The organism is Pseudomonas sp. GL_090 (assembly GCF_057837765.1).
In genome coordinates this window covers 6,260,791-6,277,313 of the sequence record NZ_CM174452.1, presented here as the reverse complement: position 1 = coordinate 6,277,313, position 16,523 = coordinate 6,260,791, and the positions used below count along the sequence as shown (strand labels likewise).

Below are 16,523 nucleotides of genomic sequence, written 5' to 3'. Positions count from 1 at the left end.
CGATGGCGGTCTCGAATACAGCGCAATTTTCATCAGTCTGTAACACCCAAGCCGCCAAACCGTCATCCCTCGCGCCTATCTTGAAACTCCCGTACTCGCCTTGGGAGACTCGAAATGGCCATGCCCTACGAAGAACGCAACAGCGCTGTCAAAACCCGTCGTCAGCAAGAAGATCAGCGCCGCATGGAATTCCGCCGCGCCATCGAAGATCGCTGCGAACGCCGTCAGCTTCTGGCCGAAATTGGCGACTTTCCGGAGTTGGAACTCAACTTCTGGCAGGCATCTCCCTCGGCGTCCCGTCGAAACGCTCAACCAGCGCGCTGATCTGAAGCCGTTCGCTACGGATAAACGCCAGGAAGGCGTGAGCCACCGGTGACAGGCGTTTCGCCTTGGCCTGCACCAGGCACCAACTGCGAAACAGTGGCAGCTCTTCGACCGGTAGCTCGATCAGCCCACCGGTTGCCAGCTCAAGGCTCAGGGCGTGGCGCGTCAACAGCGCAACGCCCAGGCCTGCCAGTACGCATTCTCGCTGAGCCTCGGCAGACGAGACCTCCTGGGTCTGGTTGAAGTGCACGCGTTTCTCTTTGAAGTATTCTTCGCACGCCAGCCGCGTCCCTGAGCCCGGTTCACGCAACAGCAGTGTGTAGGGCTCGAGATCCTGCAAGCGCAACGGCCCCATATGACACAGCGGGTGATCCGGTGGCGCCACGGCGACGATCGGGTTGTTCAGGAACGGCAGGAATTCCAGGCCCATGTCCTGAGGCACCATGGACATGATCACCAGATCGTCGCGGTTGTCTGATAGACGCCGAATGACCTGACCGCGATTGACCACCGTCAGTTGCAGGTTCACTTCCGGGTGCTGGCGTTTGAACGCGGCAAACAGATGCGGCACGAAGTATTTGGCGCTGGATTCAATCGCCAGTTTCAGTTGCCCCTGCAACGAGCCCTGCATATCCGACAGCTGCATATCGAGGTTTTCCAGGCGCCCGAAAATATCCCGACTGGCCCGCTGTAACGCTTCAGCCGCCTCGGTCATGTAGAGTTTTTTGCCGACGTAATCGAACAAAGGCTGGCCAATCAGCTCTTCAAGTTGACGAATCTGTAGGCTGACGGCAGGTTGTGTGAGCGACATTTCCTCGGCCGCGCGACTGTAGGAGCGCAAATCACAGACCTCGTTGAAGATCTGCAATTGCCGCAAAGTCATACGCATCAATGACTTACGCATTATCTGGTCACTCTCGTCGCTGGCTGGTGAATCAACTATAAGTCTTTACTTATGCACGACCCAATTTTTATTCATTTTTGTTAATCCCTTGTGGGCGCTAGTGTGGACCTGCGACCAAATTGAAACATTTGGTCACGCGTCGACCTGGGTCTAGCAGGTCGTGGGTACCACCGGCTCAAGGGAAACTCCAAGTGATAACAAAGATCCTGATCGCCAACCGTGGTGAGATTGCCGTACGAATCGTACGTGCCTGCGCCGAAATGGGCATTCGCTCGGTCGCGATCTATTCCGATGCCGACCGTCATGCCTTGCACGTCAAGCGTGCGGACGAGGCCCACAGCATTGGTGCCGAACCGCTGGCCGGTTACCTGAACCCGCGCAAGCTGGTGAACCTGGCGGTGGAAACCGGTTGCGATGCACTGCACCCCGGCTATGGCTTCCTTTCGGAAAACGCCGAGCTGGCGGAGATCTGCGCCGAACGCGGGATCAAATTCATCGGCCCTTCGGCTGAAGTCATTCGCCGCATGGGCGACAAGACCGAAGCTCGCCGCAGCATGATCAAGGCCGGCGTACCGGTGACCCCGGGCACCGAAGGCAACGTGTCGGGCATCGAAGAAGCCCTGACCGAAGGCGATCGCATCGGTTACCCGGTGATGCTCAAGGCCACTTCCGGTGGCGGCGGCCGCGGCATTCGTCGCTGCAACAGCCGTGAAGAACTTGAACAGGCTTTCCCGCGAGTGATTTCCGAAGCCACCAAGGCGTTCGGTTCGGCGGAAGTGTTCCTGGAAAAATGCATCGTCAACCCGAAGCATATCGAAGCACAGATTCTTGGCGACAGCTTCGGCAACGTGGTGCACCTGTTCGAGCGTGACTGCTCGATCCAGCGTCGCAACCAGAAACTGATCGAGATCGCCCCGAGCCCGCAACTGACCCCGGAACAGCGCGCCTACATCGGCGACCTGTCGGTGCGCGCAGCCAAGGCCGTGGGATACGAGAACGCCGGCACCGTGGAGTTCCTGCTCGCCGAGGGCGAGGTGTACTTCATGGAGATGAACACCCGGGTGCAGGTGGAACACACCATCACCGAAGAAATCACCGGCATCGACATCGTGCGTGAGCAGATCCGCATCGCGTCCGGCCTGCCGCTTTCGGTGAAACAGGAAGACATCCAGCACCGCGGTTTCGCGTTGCAGTTCCGGATCAACGCCGAAGACCCGAAAAACAACTTCCTGCCGAGCTTCGGCAAGATCACCCGTTACTACGCACCCGGCGGCCCCGGCGTACGTACCGACACGGCGATCTACACCGGTTACACCATCCCGCCGTACTACGACTCCATGTGCCTGAAACTGGTGGTGTGGGCGCTGACCTGGGAAGAGGCGATGGACCGTGGTTTGCGAGCCCTGGACGACATGCGTCTGCAAGGGGTCAAGACCACCGCCGCGTACTACCAGGAAATCCTGCGTAACCCGGAATTCCGTAGCGGCCAGTTCAACACCAGCTTCGTTGAAAGCCACCCTGAACTGACCAACTACTCGATCAAGCGCAAACCCGAAGAGCTGGCCCTGGCCATCGCCGCCGCCATCGCCGCCCACGCAGGCCTGTGAGGAATATAAGAATGAGCAAGAAGATCTTCGTTACCGATACCATCCTGCGCGACGCCCACCAATCGCTGCTCGCCACCCGCATGCGCACCGAAGACATGCTGCCGATCTGCGACAAGCTCGACAAAGTCGGCTACTGGTCGCTGGAGTGCTGGGGCGGCGCGACGTTCGACGCCTGCGTACGTTTCCTGAAAGAAGATCCGTGGGAGCGCCTGCGCCAGTTGCGCGCCGCGCTGCCTAACACCCGCCTGCAGATGCTGCTGCGCGGCCAGAACCTGCTGGGCTACCGCCACTACAGCGACGACGTGGTCAAAGCCTTCGTCGCCAAGGCCGCGGTCAACGGCATCGACGTGTTCCGCATCTTCGACGCCATGAACGACGTGCGTAACCTGCGCGTGGCCATCGAAGCGGTGAAAGCCGCCGGCAAACACGCCCAGGGCACCATCGCCTACACCACCAGCCCGGTGCACACCATCGAGGCCTTCGTGAACCAGGCCAAGCAAATGGAGGCCATGGGCTGCGACTCGGTGGCGATCAAGGACATGGCCGGCCTGCTGACCCCGTACGCCACCGGCGAACTGGTCCGGGCATTGAAAGCCGAGCAGTCGCTGCCAGTGTTCATCCACTCCCACGACACTGCTGGCCTGGCTGCGATGTGCCAGCTCAAGGCGATCGAAAACGGCGCCGACCACATCGACACCGCAATCTCCAGCTTCGCCTCCGGCACCAGCCATCCGGGTACCGAGTCGATGGTCGCCGCCCTGAAAGGCAGCGAGTTCGACACCGGCCTGAACCTGGAACTGCTGCAAGAGATCGGACTGTACTTCTACGCCGTGCGCAAGAAGTACCACCAGTTCGAAAGCGAATTCACCGCTGTTGACACCCGTGTTCAAGTCAACCAGGTACCGGGCGGAATGATTTCCAACCTGGCCAACCAGTTGAAAGAGCAGGGCGCTCTCAACCGCATGAGCGAAGTGCTGGCCGAAATCCCGCGTGTTCGTGAAGACCTCGGCTTCCCGCCGCTGGTGACCCCGACTTCGCAGATCGTCGGCACCCAGGCGTTCTTCAACGTGCTGGCCGGCGAGCGCTACAAGACCATCACCAACGAAGTGAAGCTGTACCTGCAAGGCGGCTACGGCAAGGCGCCGGGTACCGTGAACGAACAACTGCGTCGCCAGGCCATTGGCAGCGAAGAAGTGATCGACGTTCGCCCGGCCGATTTGCTCAAGCCGGAAATGGCCAAGCTGCGTGCCGACATCGGCGCACTGGCCAAGTCCGAAGAAGACGTGCTGACCTTCGCCATGTTCCCGGACATCGGCCGCAAGTTCCTCGAAGAGCGCGCTGCGGGCACCCTGACACCTGAAGTACTGTTGCCGATTCCTGAAGCCGGCGGCGTCGCGTCTGTTGGTGGGGAAGGTGTGCCAACCGAGTTCGTCATCGACGTTCACGGCGAAACCTACCGGGTCGACATCACCGGCGTCGGCGTCAAGGCCGAAGGCAAGCGTCACTTCTACCTGTCCATCGACGGCATGCCGGAAGAAGTGGTCTTCGAACCGCTCAACGAATTCGTCGGCGGCGGTAGCAGCAAGCGCAAGCAAGCCTCTGCTCCGGGTCACGTCAGCACCACCATGCCGGGCAACATCGTCGATGTGCTGGTCAAGGAGGGCGACACCGTCAAGGCCGGCCAGGCTGTGTTGATCACCGAAGCGATGAAGATGGAAACCGAAGTCCAGGCTGCCATCGCCGGCAAAGTCACCGCCATTCACGTGGCCAAGGGCGACCGGGTGAACCCGGGCGAGATCCTGATCGAGATCGAAGGCTGATTTAACAGCCTCGATTCAACGCTTTAAACCTCGGGGGGGCATGTGCTCCCCTTTTTTTGCCTGAAATTCAAACCGCAGTCTGCGCCGAAGGCTGCGGTTTTCTGGATTCAGGACTGTTGCGTTCTGCACTCCACCAACCCTTTAACCTGACCCGAAGCGGTCTGGTTCTCATCGCTCAGCCACTTCTCGAACCCCGCACCAATCGCCGGCCATTCCGAATCCAGAATCGAATACCACGCCGTGTCCCGGTTCTGCCCCTTGACCACCATGTGCTGGCGGAACACACCCTCAAAGCTGAAGCCCAGGCGCTCGGCCGCGTATTTGGAGCGGGCGTTGGCGTTGTTGCACTTCCATTCCAGGCGACGGTAGCCCAAGGCAAAGGACTCCTTGGCCAGCAGGTAAACAGCCTCGGTGCTTTTCGGCGAGCGCTGCATCGGGGCGCCGAAGGTGACGTGGCCGATTTCGATGCGGCCTTGGGCCGGGACGATGGACATCAGGCTGAGGATGCCTTGCACCTCACCGCTGGCGCGGTCGATTACGCTGAAGAAATACGGGTCGCTGTTGGCTGCGTGGTTGTTCAGCCAGTCGTTGAAGACGCTGCGCTCCGGGAAGGGGCCGTAAGGTAGGTAGTCCCACAATTTCGGGTCGGCGCCGGGGCCTTGCAGGACTTTGTACAGGCCGTCGCCGTGGCGTGCAGGGTCGAGTTTTTCCAGGCGGATGTAACGCCCTTCGATCAGTTGAGCGGTGGGTGCCGGGACGCCTTTCCAGTCGGCGAGTGAAATCGACATGCTGTTCTCCTAGATGGCTTTGCGAAACTGGATGAAACCGGGGCGTTCGGCGATGCGCTCGTAGAGCTGGATCGCGGTGGCGTTGGTTTCGTGGGTCAGCCAGTGGACTTTGTTGCAACCGTCGGCCTTGGCCGTGGTGTAGACAAACTCGATCAGTTGCCGGCCGACACCGGTGCCTCGGGTTTGCGGGACTACCAGCAAGTCTTGCAGGTAGCAGGCGTTCTCGATGGCCCAGTTCGAACGATGGTAGATGAAATGCACCATGCCCACCGCTTTGCCGTCGGCCCAGGCGAGGGCGGCGTGAGTCGGTTCGCTCGGGTCGAGCATGCGCAGCCAGGTGCTTTGGGTGACGGCATCCGCCAGTTCGGTGTTGTAGAAGCGCAGGTAGGCTTGCCACAGTGGCAACCAGGCCGCGTGATCACCGGCGGTGACTTGGCGAATGTCGATCTGGCTCATGGTGATTTCCTTAGCGCATCAATTGGGCGAGGGTTTGATCGTTGACGTCAGGGCTGGCTGCCAGGCCTTCGCGCACGCCGGCGATGTCGGCGGGGCTACGGTTCTGGCTGAGCTTGCGCTTGCCTTCCAGGCGGTCGATGGGAATGGCGAAACCGACGATGGCCTTGAGCATGCCGTCGATGTAATCGGCGGGGGCATCGGCCACTGACCACGGTTTGGCGCGGCCAGCTTCATGACGGTCGGTGAGGGTGCTGACGATGTCGAGCAGCCGCCCGCCATCACTAAAGGTTTCGGCTCGGCCATAGGCGTGTACGGCGACGTAGTTCCAGGTTGGCACGACTTTGCCGTGTTCGGCCTTGCTCGGGTAGAAGCCGGGGCTGACGTAGGCGTCGGCACCGGCAAAAATGAGCAGGGCTTCGGCGCCGTCGCGCAGGTCTTTCCACTGTGGATTGGCTTTGGCCAGATGCCCGTACAACGTGCCGTTCGAGCCTTGTTCGCAATGCAGCAGCACCGGTACATGGCTGGCTTGCAGGCCGTTTTCACCGTGGGTCACCAATATGGCGAGGCGGGTGGCGAGGATCAGTTCATGCAGTTGGGACAACTCGTCGATGGCAAAAGCACGCGGCGTGTACATAGAGATATTTTCCTTGGCGAATGCCTGCATCCTAGGCAGGCTATTGGTCTGTTGTAAGAGCCATTAATGACCAATTTCATGGGTCCATTGCGATGACTAGCGAACCACTGTCCCTGACCTTCAACCCTGCGGGTATCGAACTTGATCGTCGGCAAGGGCTGAGTCGTCAGCTCTACCAGGCATTGCGCACGCGTGTTTTGGACGGGCGACTGGCCAGCGGTACGCGTCTGCCTGCCAGTCGTGATCTGGCCGCCGCGCTGGCGATTTCCCGCAACAGCGTGGTGCGCGCCTACGATCAGCTGTACGCCGAAGGGTTTATCGAAGGGCGAGTGGGCGACGGGACTTATGTCGCGAAATTGCCCCAGACAACCTTGCCGGCAAAAAAATTATCCACAAAAGTATCCACAGGGTTTTCAACAGGCTTACCCACAACCTTATCCACAAAATGGCTCGATTTACCTGTTGATTTATCCAGCAAAGTTATCCACAGCGGTGCACTGACTCGCGTTGAAAAGAACCATTTACCCATGCCGCCCAGCGGTCCGCCCAGGGCTTTTCGGGTCGGTGTTCCGGCGTTCGATCTGTTTCCGTTCGAGGTTTGGGCCAAGCTGAATGCGGCTTTCTGGCGCAAACCGGATTTGCAGCAACTGTGCTACGGCGACCCGGCAGGTGATACGCGCTTGCGCGGGATGATCGCGGCATACTTGCGCAGCTCGCGGGGCATGCAGTGCACGGCTGAACAAATTGTGATCACCAGTGGCGCACAGCAGGGAATAAGCCTTTGTGCACAGTTGCTGGTGGAGCCCGGTGACGGGGTGGCGATTGAAAATCCGGGGTATCGGGCGGCAGGACATGCGTTCGCCGTGGCGGGGGCGCGACTGCACGGGGTGGCAGTGGACAGCGAGGGCATCAATTGCAGCGAACTGGCAGGGCTCGATGATTGCCGGCTGACCTACGTCACGCCGTCCCACCAGTATCCCACCGGCGTGGTCATGAGCCTGGCGCGGCGCCTGGAGTTGCTGGCCTGGGCCGAGCGCACCCAAGGCTGGATCGTCGAGGATGATTACGATGGCGAGTACCGCTACAGCGGCGCGCCATTGGCGCCTTTGGCCGCGCTCGATCGTCACGGGCGGGTGTTGTATGTCGGCACGTTCGGCAAGGTCGCGTTTCCGGCTTTGCGTCTCGGTTATCTGGTGCTGCCGCCGGGGCTGGTGCAGGCCTTTGCGCAGCGACGTGCGGTGGACGTGCGGCATTCTGAAGTCAGCACCCAGGCGGTGATGGCCGAGTTCATGGCAGCCGGGCATTTTCAGCGGCACATACGACGCATGCGGCGTGCGGCGCTGAGTCGGCGCAATACCTTGCTCAATGGTTGGCCGCTGAATATTCCAGGCATCGGCAAACTGCCCACCGTCGCCGCGGGACTGCATATGACCGTACCGGTCGACAGCGTGGCCCGCGAACGCGAGCTGATTGAATTGGCGAGCAGTGTCGATGTCGAGGTCAACAGCTTGAGCAGTTACTGGCTGCCGGAATCCGTGACTCCGATGGATCAACGTGCGGGACTGGTACTGGGCATTGCCGCCGTACCTGAAAAGGCGATCGAGTCTGCATTGGAGCGGTTGCGCAGGGTGTGGCAGGTGCTCTGAAGCGGGCGGTCTGTTCAGTCCAATCGCGAGGGTGCATCAGTGTGCGGTTGGCGGTAAGTAAATATCGTGGGCAAAAAAAGACCTGCGCGAACGCAGGTCCTGATGACAGCTGGATAGCGGTGGGTTTCAGGTCCCGGACTTGATCTTGGTCCAGGCCCGGGTCCGTGCACGTTCGGCATCACGCGGCAGCGGTTGCAGGGTGTAGAGCGTGCCCATCGCCGCATCGGTCGGATACAGGTTGGGGTTGTTGCGGATCGCCGGGTCGACCAGTTCCGTGGCGTCCTTGTTCGGGTTCGGGTAACCGACAAAGTCGCTGACCGGTGCAATTACTTGCGGCTGCAGCAGGTAGTTGATGAAGGTGTAGGCGTCTTCGGGGTTTTTCGCCCCCTTCGGAATCGCCAGCATGTCGAACCAGATCGGCGCGCCTTCCTTCGGCAAACGCATGTCGACGACCACACCGTTCTTGGCTTCCTTGGCGCGGTTGGCGGCTTGCGAGAAGCTGCCGGAGTAACCGACCGCGACGCAGATGTCACCGTTGGCGATATCGGCCATGTACTTGGACGAGTGGAAGTAGGTGATGTACGGGCGGATCTTCATCAGCAGTGCTTCAGCCTTGGCGTAGTCCGCAGGCTTCTTGCTGTTGGGGTCCAGGCCGAGGTGTTGCAGGGCCAGTGGCAGGATCTCTGAGGGTGAGTCGAGCAGGGCGACGCCGCACTGCTTGAGCTTGCTGATGTTCTCTTCCTTGAAGATCAGGTCCCAGCTGTCTACCGACGCGTCGGCGCCCAGGGCGGCCTTGACCTTGTCCGGGTTGAAGCCGATCAGGATGGTCCCGTACATGTACGGCACAGCGAACTTGTTGCCCGGATCGTTGGCTTCGATCAATTTCATCAGCTTGGGATCGAGGTGGTTCCAGTTCGGCAGCTTGCTGCGGTCCAGAGGCTGGAATACTCCGGCTTCGATTTGCTTGGCGAGGAACACGTTGGATGGCACCACCACGTCGTAGCCGGAGTTGCCGGTCAACAGCTTGGCTTCCAGTGCTTCGTTGGTGTCGAAGATGTCATAGACCAGTTTGGTCTGGGAGTTCTGGGCCTTGAAGTCTTCCAGGGCCTTGGGGGTGATGTAGTCGAACCAGTTGTAGACGCGCAACGTTCGCTCTTCGGCGTGGGCGGCAACGCTGAGCACCGAGGCACACAGCGTCGGCACGATGAAACGCTTAAGACTTTTCATTTTTCTACTTCCTCAACAAGCGCTTTCAAAACCTTCGAGAACGTTCACGGCATTGATGCCGATTTCTTCGACGGCATAACCGCCTTCCATCACGAACAGCGTCGGTACGCCGAGGCCGGCGATGCGCTTGCCCATGGCCAGGTAGTCCGGACTGTCGAGCTTGAATTGCGAGATCGGATCGTCCTTGAAGGTATCGACGCCCAGGGACACGACGATGATGTCGGCGCCGTAGCTTTCGATCTCTTTGCAGGCTTGTTCCAGTGCGGCGCACCAGGTGTCCCAGCCTGAACCGGCGGCCAGCGGATAGTTGAAGTTGAATCCTTCGCCAGCGCCTTCACCGCGTTCGTCTTCATAGCCGAGGAAGAACGGGAACTCGGCTTCCGGGTGACCGTGGATCGAGGTGAACAGCACGTCGCTGCGCTCATAGAAAATCGACTGGGTGCCGTTGCCGTGGTGGTAGTCGACGTCGAGGATCGCGACCTTTTTGTGGCCTTGATCGAGGAACGCCTGGGCGGCGATGGCGGCGTTGTTGAGGTAGCAATAACCCCCCATCAAATCGCTGGCGGCGTGGTGTCCCGGTGGACGGCACAGGGCGAAAGCAGAACGGGCTCCACGCTGGATTTCCGCTTGGGCGGTGAGCGCGACTTGCGCTGCGCTGTACGCCGCCTGCCAAGTGCCGGCGGTGATCGGGGCGCCGCCGTCGAAGCTGTAATAACCGAGTTGGCCGTGCAGGCTAGTCGGTTTGATCGGACGCAAGCTACGTGCAGGCCAGGTGTAAGGCAGCAGGTCACCGTCGGTGTTGAATTCGGTCCAGCGTGCCCAGGCACCCTTGAAGAAATCGAGGTAGTCGCGGCTGTGGATGCGCGCGATGGGCCCCAGGCCGAAATCCTTGGGTGCTTCGACAGGGCCAAGGTTTTGGTTCTGCACGCGTTGCAGCACATGATCGGCGCGCGATGGCATCTCGAAGCAGGGCTTTAGTTGCCCGTCTATCAATTCGCAACGGCCATGGTGCAGATGGTGATCGTCCGAGTAGATCGTCAGCATTTCTTGTTCTCCGCAGGGCTGATTCGGTTGCCCCCAGTGTTGCGGCGCACGGCGAATCGGAGAACGGCGGGAAAGGCCAAAAAGGGATCGATATGGCCAAAACATTTGACCGAAATTCGCCCCCTGATAATGCGGAGCTCTCGCGGCCGCCATCGCGAGCAAGCTCGCTCCCACAGGTGAGCCTCAGTGCCCGCGATTTTTGTGCAGGACGCATAACCCTTGTGGGAGCGAGCTTGCTCGCGATGATGGCAGATCGGCCACTACAGCACTCAGGGCCGAAACTGGCTGGGCGCCACGCCACTCCAGCGCACAAACGCATGACGAAAGCTCGCCGTTTCGCTGAAGCCCAATGCTTCGGCTATCTGGTAGATCGGCAATTGATCCTCGCACAGCATTTGCTTGGCCTGCTCGAAGCGCAGCTCGTCGAGCAACTCCTGGTAGCTGCAACCCATGTCCTTGAGATGGCGGCGCAAGGTCCGCGCCGAACAGTTCATTTGCTCGGCCAGCCCTTCCAGCCCGGGCGCGGCATTCAGTTGGGCGCTGAGCAATTGGCGGATCCGCCCCAGCCAGGCCTGGCGCCCGGTGAACTCGATGTTCTGTTTGCGGCAGCGTTCGGCGATGGCTTGATGGGTGATGACATCGGCCAGCGGCAGCGGCTGGTCGAGCCAGCGTTTGTCGAAGGCGAAGGCGTTGTTCCGCGCGCCGAAGTGCACTGGGCAGTTGAAGTGTTCGGCGTAGGTCGCTTCGTAGTCGGGCGCGGCATGTTCGAAGCGCGCGCCGAGCAAGGGCAGGGGATGGCCGAGCAGGTCGTCGCAGGTGACTTTCAGCGACACCAGGCAGAACTCGGCGTTGAACACCGCCATGGCCGGACTCTCGCGGTAATCGGCGGCGGCGAACCAGATGCGCTCGCCATCGTCTTCAAGACTCAGTTCGAAAAGTGTTCCCAGCAGCGCCGGATAGCGCATCGCCAGACGCAAAGCGTCACCGAAGGTGGCACTGGTGAGCAGGGCGTAACCGAGCATGCCGTAGCAGGAAACGTGCATCCGCCGGCCCAGTTCCAGGCCGATGTCACGCTTGAGAGCAACGGCGTTGGCGCAGACCTGCATTTCCTGATTGGTGGTGATGCGTGTGTCCGCACGGTTCAGATCCGCTGCACTGATGCCGCTTCCGGCCAGCAGCGCGTCGCTGGACAAGCCTTGTGCCTTGAAGGCATCGAGTACCAGGGAGACCGCGTTGAGCGTGGTGAGGTGGGAGTGGAGCATGAGGACTTCCAGCCTGGGGATGGCTGGAGCGCAGCAAGTTGTATGCCGGGTGATGTCCCTGTGGGAGCGAGCCTGCTCGCGATGACGGTGGATCAGTCACATCAATGTGAATGGTAGACCGCTATCGCGAGCAGGCTCGCTCCTACAAGGGGAGGCTCAGCTCAGCTCGCCGCACAGGTCGAGTTCGACGAGCCGACGGACTTCATCCGTATCAAGCCCTGTACCCAACAACCCATGCAACTTGCCGAACGCTGCTTCACGGGTCATGCCGCCACCGGACAATACGCCCACACCGCGCAAACGACTGCCGGCTTCATAGACGTCCAGTTCAACCCCGCCTTCGTGGCATTGCGTGACCGCTACCACGACCACGCCTTTGTCCCGCGCATGGCCAAGGCTGGCGAGAAACCCGGGGTTGTCGCTCGGGCCGGTGCCGCTGCCGTAGCACTCCAGCACCAGGCCCTGAATGCCGCTGTCGAGCAAACCATCCAGCACCTCGGCGCTGATGCCGGGGAAGAGCGGCAGCACCGCGACGTTCGTCAATTGTTTGGGCTGGTTGTAATTCAACTGTGTTGGCAGCGAAGGCACTGTCACTCCACCGCCCTGACGCTCCAGGCGCTTGAAAGGATGCCGACCAAAACTGCGCACCTTCGCGCAGCGGGTCGGGTCCAGCAGTTCGCCATGGAAGTACAGATGCACACCCGGCGCCAGGCCCTGGCCCAGTGCGACCAGCGCGCCGCCGAGGTTTTCCCAGGCATCGCTATCGGTGACGCCGGCCGGCAGCATCGAGCCGGTGAAGCATACGCGGGCGTGCAGGCCCAACAATTGAAAACTCATGGCGGCCGCGCTGTAGGCCAGGGTGTCGGTACCATGCAGGATCAGCACGCTGTCGCAGCCTTGAACATCCACCGCATCGACCACCGCTTCACGCAACTGCTGCCAGTACGTCGGGGTCATGTTGGCGCTGTCGATCAGCGGCGACATCTCGCGAAAGCGCCATTGCGGCACAACCAGCTCGGGCTGGCTGTGCAGGTAGTCGCGCATTCTCGCTTCGAAACCGGACGCCGGGGCCAGGCCGTTGGCGCTGGCCTGCATGCCGATGGTGCCGCCGGTGTAGAGCACCATGACGTGCTGGGCGGCAGGATAGGTCGAGGAATTCATGGGAATCTCCGAAATCGATGACTTCCTTGTGGGAGCGAGCCTGCTCGCGATAGCGGTGTGTCAGTCGACATCAATATTGAATGTCAGTCCGCATTCGCGAGCAGGCTCGCTCCCACATGGGATTTCCGCACTTTAACCGATCAGTGTTGCGCTGCGGTCGCGGCCTTTAGCGTCGCTTCAGCCTGAGCGGCTGGCGGATTGGCCGGCCATGCCTGGCGGTCCAGGTCCAGGTCCGGGAACTTGGCCGAGTCGAACACCGGCGTCTTGATCCCGGCGGCGCGCTGGTCATCGTAGTCACGCAGGATGCGCATGCCGACCTTGAACAGCAGGAACAGCGCGATCAGGTTGACGAACGCGAGCATGGTCATGGTGATGTCGGCGAAGGCAAATACGGTGCCGAGGTTTTCGATGGCGCCCCAGAAAATCAACACCAGTACCAGCGCCCGATAGCCCATCAGCGCCTTGCGGTTTTCACCGATCAAAAAGCGCAGGTTGTTCTCGCCCAAGTAGTAGTTGTAGAGGATCGAGGTGAACACGAACAACGCCAGGGCCACGGAGATGAACATCCGGCCCCAGTCACCGACCACGGCGGCCAGGGAGTTCTGGGTCAGGGCAATGCCGTCGCCTTCGAAGCCCGGGGTGTAGAAGCCGGAGAGCAGGATCAGCAGCGCGGTGCAGGTGCAGATCACGAAGGTATCGAGGAACACGCTGAACGCCTGAACCACACCTTGTGCCACCGGGTGCTCGACCGCCGCGACCGCCGCCACGTTCGGCGCACTGCCCAGGCCTGCTTCGTTGGCGAACACGCCCCGCTTCACGCCCATGACGATAGCGCTGCCGATCAGGCCGCCGAAGGCCTGGTCCAGACCGAAGGCGCTCTTGACGATAGTCATCAGCATGCCCGGCACATGGTCGAACTGCAGCACGATCACGTAGAGGGTCACGCCGATGTACACCAGGGTTTTCACCGGCACCAACAAGTCGGCGACCTTGGCGATGCGCTTGATCCCGCCGATGAACACCAGGCCCAAAAGCACAGCCAGACCGATACCGGTGTAAGTGGTGTCGAGGCCGAACGCGTTGTTCAGCGAGTGCGTCACGGCGTGGGCTTGCAGGCCGTTGAAGGCGAAGCCGAACGTCACCAGCAGCAGGAATGCCATCAGCATGCCCAACCAGCGTTTTTGCAGGCCGTGCTGGATGTAATAGGACGGGCCACCACGGAACTGGCCTTCGGAGTCGCAGCGCTTGTAGAGCTGGCCGAGGGAGCATTCGAAGAAGCTGCTGGACATGCCGACCAGCGCGGTCACCCACATCCAGAACACGGCGCCGGGGCCACCGAGGGTCACGGCAATGCCGACACCGGCGATGTTGCCCGCACCGACGCGGCCGGCGAGGCTGAGCATCAGGGCCTGGAACGAACTCAGTTGTCCGGCGCTGCTTTTGAGGCTGTCGCGGAACACCGCGAACATGTGGAAGAAGTGACGCAATTGAACGAAACGCGAGCGGATCGTGAAGTAGCTACCGAGCCCGACAATGAGCACGATCAGTACTTTCCCTGAGAGGAAGTCGTTGATGACTTCGAGCATGGATTATTCCTCGCTGTTTTTTGTGTAGGCAAATGCTGGCCGGATAGACACATCGAGTTACACCCCTTGGCGCACGGCACAATGGGCGGTTCGACGTTCGTCCCGGTTTCATATCGCGGGTTTGTTATTAGTTCGGGTTTCGCATGGGTTGTGGCCTCGCTACCGACGACCGCTCACACGAAGAGGGGCGGCACTATACCGATGACAGTGCCGTCCGTCTGCACGGTTGTGGTCCATTCGGTGAAGCGAAGCCTTTGAAACACCCGACGTTACCGGCGCCGGGCTCCTGTAGGAGCGAGCTCGCTCGCGAAAAACTCAAGGGCGCCGTTGGCCATCAGGTTTACGCGTTATCGTTAAACATCTTCGCGAGCAAGCTCGCTCCTACAAAACAGTTAAAAAAAAGGGCCTGGGGACTAAATCCCCAAGCCCTCAAAAGGTGAGAGGTGTCTAGTCCCTCGACCTGGTGAGCGGTGCTACAAGTAACGCGTCGGGTTATGCCTTCAGGGGCACCAGACGCGGAGCAATCATGTTTTCCGGGCGCAGGATGTCGGCGAGCATGGCTTCGTCGAGCAGACCTTCTTCGCGCACCAGTTCCAGCACGCCGCGGCCGCTTTCAAGGGCGAGGCCGGCGATGCGGGTGGCATTTTTGTAGCCGATGTACGGGTTCAGCGCGGTGACCAGGCCGATCGAGTGCTCGACCAGTTCGCGGCAGCGGGCTTCGTTGGCGGTGATGCCGACGATGCAGTGCTCGCGCAGCATGTCCATGGCGCGTTGCAGCAGGCGGATCGAGTCGAAGATCTTGAAGGCGATCAGCGGCTCCATCACGTTCAGTTGCAGCTGGCCGCCTTCGGCCGCGATGGTCAGGGCCAGGTCGTTACCGATGATCTGGAACGCCACCTGGTTGACCGCTTCCGGAATTACCGGGTTGACTTTGCCTGGCATGATCGAACTGCCTGGCTGCCGTGCCGGCAGGTTGATCTCGTTGATGCCGGTACGCGGGCCGCTGGACAGCAGGCGCAGATCGTTACAAATTTTCGACAGTTTGACCGCGGTACGCTTGAGCATGCCGGAGAACAACACGAAGGCGCCCATGTCGGAGGTGGCTTCGATCAGGTCGGCGGCCGGTACCAGCGGTTGGCCGCTGATCACTGCCAGACGCTGAACAGCCAGAGCCTGATAACGCGGGTCGGCGTTGATACCGGTACCGATCGCGGTGCCGCCCAGGTTCACTTCAGTCAGCAGTTCCGGGGCCAGCGTCTTCAGGCGGGCCAGGTCTTCGCCCATGGTGGTGGCGAACGCACGGAATTCCTGACCCAGGGTCATCGGCACGGCGTCTTGCAGTTGGGTACGACCCATCTTCAGGACGTGGTTGAATTCTTCACCCTTGGCCGCGAGCGCCTGAATCAGGCTGTCGAGGCTGGCGAGCAGGGCGTCGTGACCCAGCAACAGACCCAGACGGATTGCCGTTGGATACGCGTCGTTGGTCGACTGCGCCATGTTCACGTCGTCGTTCGGGTGCAGGTACTGGTACTCGCCTTTCTGGTGACCCATGGCCTCCAGCGCGATGTTGGCGATGACTTCGTTGGCATTCATGTTGGTCGAAGTGCCAGCGCCGCCTTGAATCATGTCCACCACGAACTCTTCGTGGAAGTCGCCGCGGATCAAACGTGCACAGGCTTCGCTGATGGCGGCGTGCTTGGCTTCGCTCAGGTGACCCAGCTCACGGTTGGCGTCAGCAGCGGCCTGTTTAACCATGGCCAGACCGACAACCAGTTTCGGGTAGTGCGAAATCGGAACGCCCGAAAGGCGGAAGTTATTCACCGCTCGCAGGGTCTGGATACCGTAATACGCTTGAGCCGGTACTTCGAGGGCGCCAAGCAGGTCATTTTCTGTGCGGAATGATGCAGCGGAGGACATGATAGAAATCATCTCAATATGAACCCGGTCTGTGCCGGAACGCTGCGAATGCTAGGCCTGTGGAGAATTTTGGGCCAATGCTGTTAAACACTAGGCTATGCATATTCGGCATAATGCCCGTGTGACGCTGGCTTGATGGCGAACGTG

At 60.6% G+C, this 16,523-nt stretch carries 14 protein-coding genes; 4 read left to right on the top strand and 10 right to left on the bottom strand.

What is annotated here, in order from left to right; translation table 11 throughout:
- Nucleotides 1-114 precede the first annotated feature (114 nt).
- Nucleotides 115-324, top strand: a complete 210-nt coding sequence (locus AC3ITA_RS28510) for a PA3496 family putative envelope integrity protein (protein WP_046038865.1) — start codon at nt 115-117, stop codon at nt 322-324.
- Here AC3ITA_RS28510 and AC3ITA_RS28505 read toward each other — a convergent pair.
- Complete coding sequence (locus AC3ITA_RS28505; protein WP_095943442.1) at nt 266-1,228, bottom strand: LysR family transcriptional regulator; 963 nt, start codon at nt 1,226-1,228, stop codon at nt 266-268. The genes AC3ITA_RS28510 and AC3ITA_RS28505 overlap by 59 nt on opposite strands.
- A 191-nt stretch (nt 1,229-1,419) precedes the next feature.
- Here AC3ITA_RS28505 and AC3ITA_RS28500 point away from each other — a divergent pair, with 191 nt between their 5' ends.
- On the top strand, nt 1,420-2,835 hold the full coding sequence (locus tag AC3ITA_RS28500; protein ID WP_046038868.1) for an acetyl-CoA carboxylase biotin carboxylase subunit: 1,416 nt from the start codon (nt 1,420-1,422) through the stop codon (nt 2,833-2,835).
- An 11-nt stretch (nt 2,836-2,846) separates the two neighbouring features.
- Nucleotides 2,847-4,655, top strand: a complete 1,809-nt coding sequence (oadA, locus tag AC3ITA_RS28495; RefSeq protein WP_489279001.1) for a sodium-extruding oxaloacetate decarboxylase subunit alpha — start codon at nt 2,847-2,849, stop codon at nt 4,653-4,655.
- 107 nt (nt 4,656-4,762) lie between these two features.
- Here oadA and AC3ITA_RS28490 read toward each other — a convergent pair whose 3' ends face one another.
- The 3 genes from AC3ITA_RS28490 to AC3ITA_RS28480 are packed head-to-tail and all read right to left on the bottom strand — an operon-like array spanning nt 4,763 to nt 6,533.
- Nucleotides 4,763-5,443: a GNAT family N-acetyltransferase gene (locus AC3ITA_RS28490; protein WP_095943440.1), complete on the bottom strand. Its 681-nt coding sequence runs from the start codon at nt 5,441-5,443 to the stop codon at nt 4,763-4,765.
- Nucleotides 5,444-5,452: 9 nt separating this feature from the next.
- Nucleotides 5,453-5,899, bottom strand: a complete 447-nt coding sequence (locus AC3ITA_RS28485) for a GNAT family N-acetyltransferase (protein WP_095943439.1) — start codon at nt 5,897-5,899, stop codon at nt 5,453-5,455.
- 10 nt (nt 5,900-5,909) lie between these two features.
- Entirely contained in the window at nt 5,910-6,533 is a 624-nt protein-coding gene (locus AC3ITA_RS28480) for an FMN-binding negative transcriptional regulator (RefSeq protein ID WP_095943438.1), read from the bottom strand.
- Between the two features lie 92 nt (nt 6,534-6,625).
- Here AC3ITA_RS28480 and pdxR point away from each other — a divergent pair, with 92 nt between their 5' ends.
- Entirely contained in the window at nt 6,626-8,179 is a 1,554-nt protein-coding gene (pdxR, locus tag AC3ITA_RS28475; RefSeq protein ID WP_489278999.1) for a MocR-like pyridoxine biosynthesis transcription factor PdxR, read from the top strand.
- Between the two features lie 126 nt (nt 8,180-8,305).
- Here pdxR and AC3ITA_RS28470 read toward each other — a convergent pair whose 3' ends face one another.
- The 6 genes from AC3ITA_RS28470 to AC3ITA_RS28445 all read right to left on the bottom strand — a co-directional run bounded on the left by AC3ITA_RS28470 (nt 8,306) and on the right by AC3ITA_RS28445 (nt 16,376).
- A complete protein-coding gene (locus AC3ITA_RS28470; protein WP_414929666.1) occupies nt 8,306-9,406 on the bottom strand; it encodes a polyamine ABC transporter substrate-binding protein in 1,101 nt (366 codons plus the stop codon).
- Nucleotides 9,407-9,418: 12 nt separating this feature from the next.
- Nucleotides 9,419-10,450 carry a histone deacetylase family protein gene (locus AC3ITA_RS28465; RefSeq protein WP_489278997.1) on the bottom strand — a complete coding sequence of 344 codons (1,032 nt, stop codon included), beginning with the start codon at nt 10,448-10,450 and terminating at the stop codon, nt 9,419-9,421.
- Nucleotides 10,451-10,719: 269 nt separating this feature from the next.
- Nucleotides 10,720-11,712: an AraC family transcriptional regulator gene (locus tag AC3ITA_RS28460; RefSeq protein WP_489278995.1), complete on the bottom strand. Its 993-nt coding sequence runs from the start codon at nt 11,710-11,712 to the stop codon at nt 10,720-10,722.
- 156 nt (nt 11,713-11,868) lie between these two features.
- Nucleotides 11,869-12,873 carry an asparaginase gene (locus AC3ITA_RS28455; RefSeq protein ID WP_489278993.1) on the bottom strand — a complete coding sequence of 335 codons (1,005 nt, stop codon included), beginning with the start codon at nt 12,871-12,873 and terminating at the stop codon, nt 11,869-11,871.
- A gap of 140 nt (nt 12,874-13,013) precedes the next feature.
- Nucleotides 13,014-14,459 (bottom strand): alanine/glycine:cation symporter family protein, encoded by a 1,446-nt coding sequence (locus tag AC3ITA_RS28450; protein WP_489278991.1) that lies wholly within the window; start codon nt 14,457-14,459, stop codon nt 13,014-13,016.
- A gap of 492 nt (nt 14,460-14,951) precedes the next feature.
- A complete protein-coding gene (locus AC3ITA_RS28445) occupies nt 14,952-16,376 on the bottom strand; it encodes an aspartate ammonia-lyase (RefSeq protein ID WP_489278989.1) in 1,425 nt (474 codons plus the stop codon).
- Nucleotides 16,377-16,523 lie beyond the last annotated feature (147 nt).

Coding starts and splice junctions, on each gene's coding strand:
- AC3ITA_RS28485 (WP_095943439.1), bottom strand. CDS start 5,899: ATGAGCCAGATCGACATTCGCCAAGTCACCGCCGGTGATCACGCGGCC.
- pdxR (WP_489278999.1), top strand. CDS start 6,626: ATGACTAGCGAACCACTGTCCCTGACCTTCAACCCTGCGGGTATCGAA.
- AC3ITA_RS28450 (WP_489278991.1), bottom strand. CDS start 14,459: ATGCTCGAAGTCATCAACGACTTCCTCTCAGGGAAAGTACTGATCGTG.
- AC3ITA_RS28465 (WP_489278997.1), bottom strand. CDS start 10,450: ATGCTGACGATCTACTCGGACGATCACCATCTGCACCATGGCCGTTGC.
- oadA (WP_489279001.1), top strand. CDS start 2,847: ATGAGCAAGAAGATCTTCGTTACCGATACCATCCTGCGCGACGCCCAC.
- AC3ITA_RS28505 (WP_095943442.1), bottom strand. CDS start 1,228: ATGCGTAAGTCATTGATGCGTATGACTTTGCGGCAATTGCAGATCTTC.
- AC3ITA_RS28460 (WP_489278995.1), bottom strand. CDS start 11,712: ATGCTCCACTCCCACCTCACCACGCTCAACGCGGTCTCCCTGGTACTC.
- AC3ITA_RS28455 (WP_489278993.1), bottom strand. CDS start 12,873: ATGAATTCCTCGACCTATCCTGCCGCCCAGCACGTCATGGTGCTCTAC.
- AC3ITA_RS28510 (WP_046038865.1), top strand. CDS start 115: ATGGCCATGCCCTACGAAGAACGCAACAGCGCTGTCAAAACCCGTCGT.
- AC3ITA_RS28490 (WP_095943440.1), bottom strand. CDS start 5,443: ATGTCGATTTCACTCGCCGACTGGAAAGGCGTCCCGGCACCCACCGCT.
- AC3ITA_RS28470 (WP_414929666.1), bottom strand. CDS start 9,406: ATGAAAAGTCTTAAGCGTTTCATCGTGCCGACGCTGTGTGCCTCGGTG.
- AC3ITA_RS28480 (WP_095943438.1), bottom strand. CDS start 6,533: ATGTACACGCCGCGTGCTTTTGCCATCGACGAGTTGTCCCAACTGCAT.
- AC3ITA_RS28445 (WP_489278989.1), bottom strand. CDS start 16,376: ATGTCCTCCGCTGCATCATTCCGCACAGAAAATGACCTGCTTGGCGCC.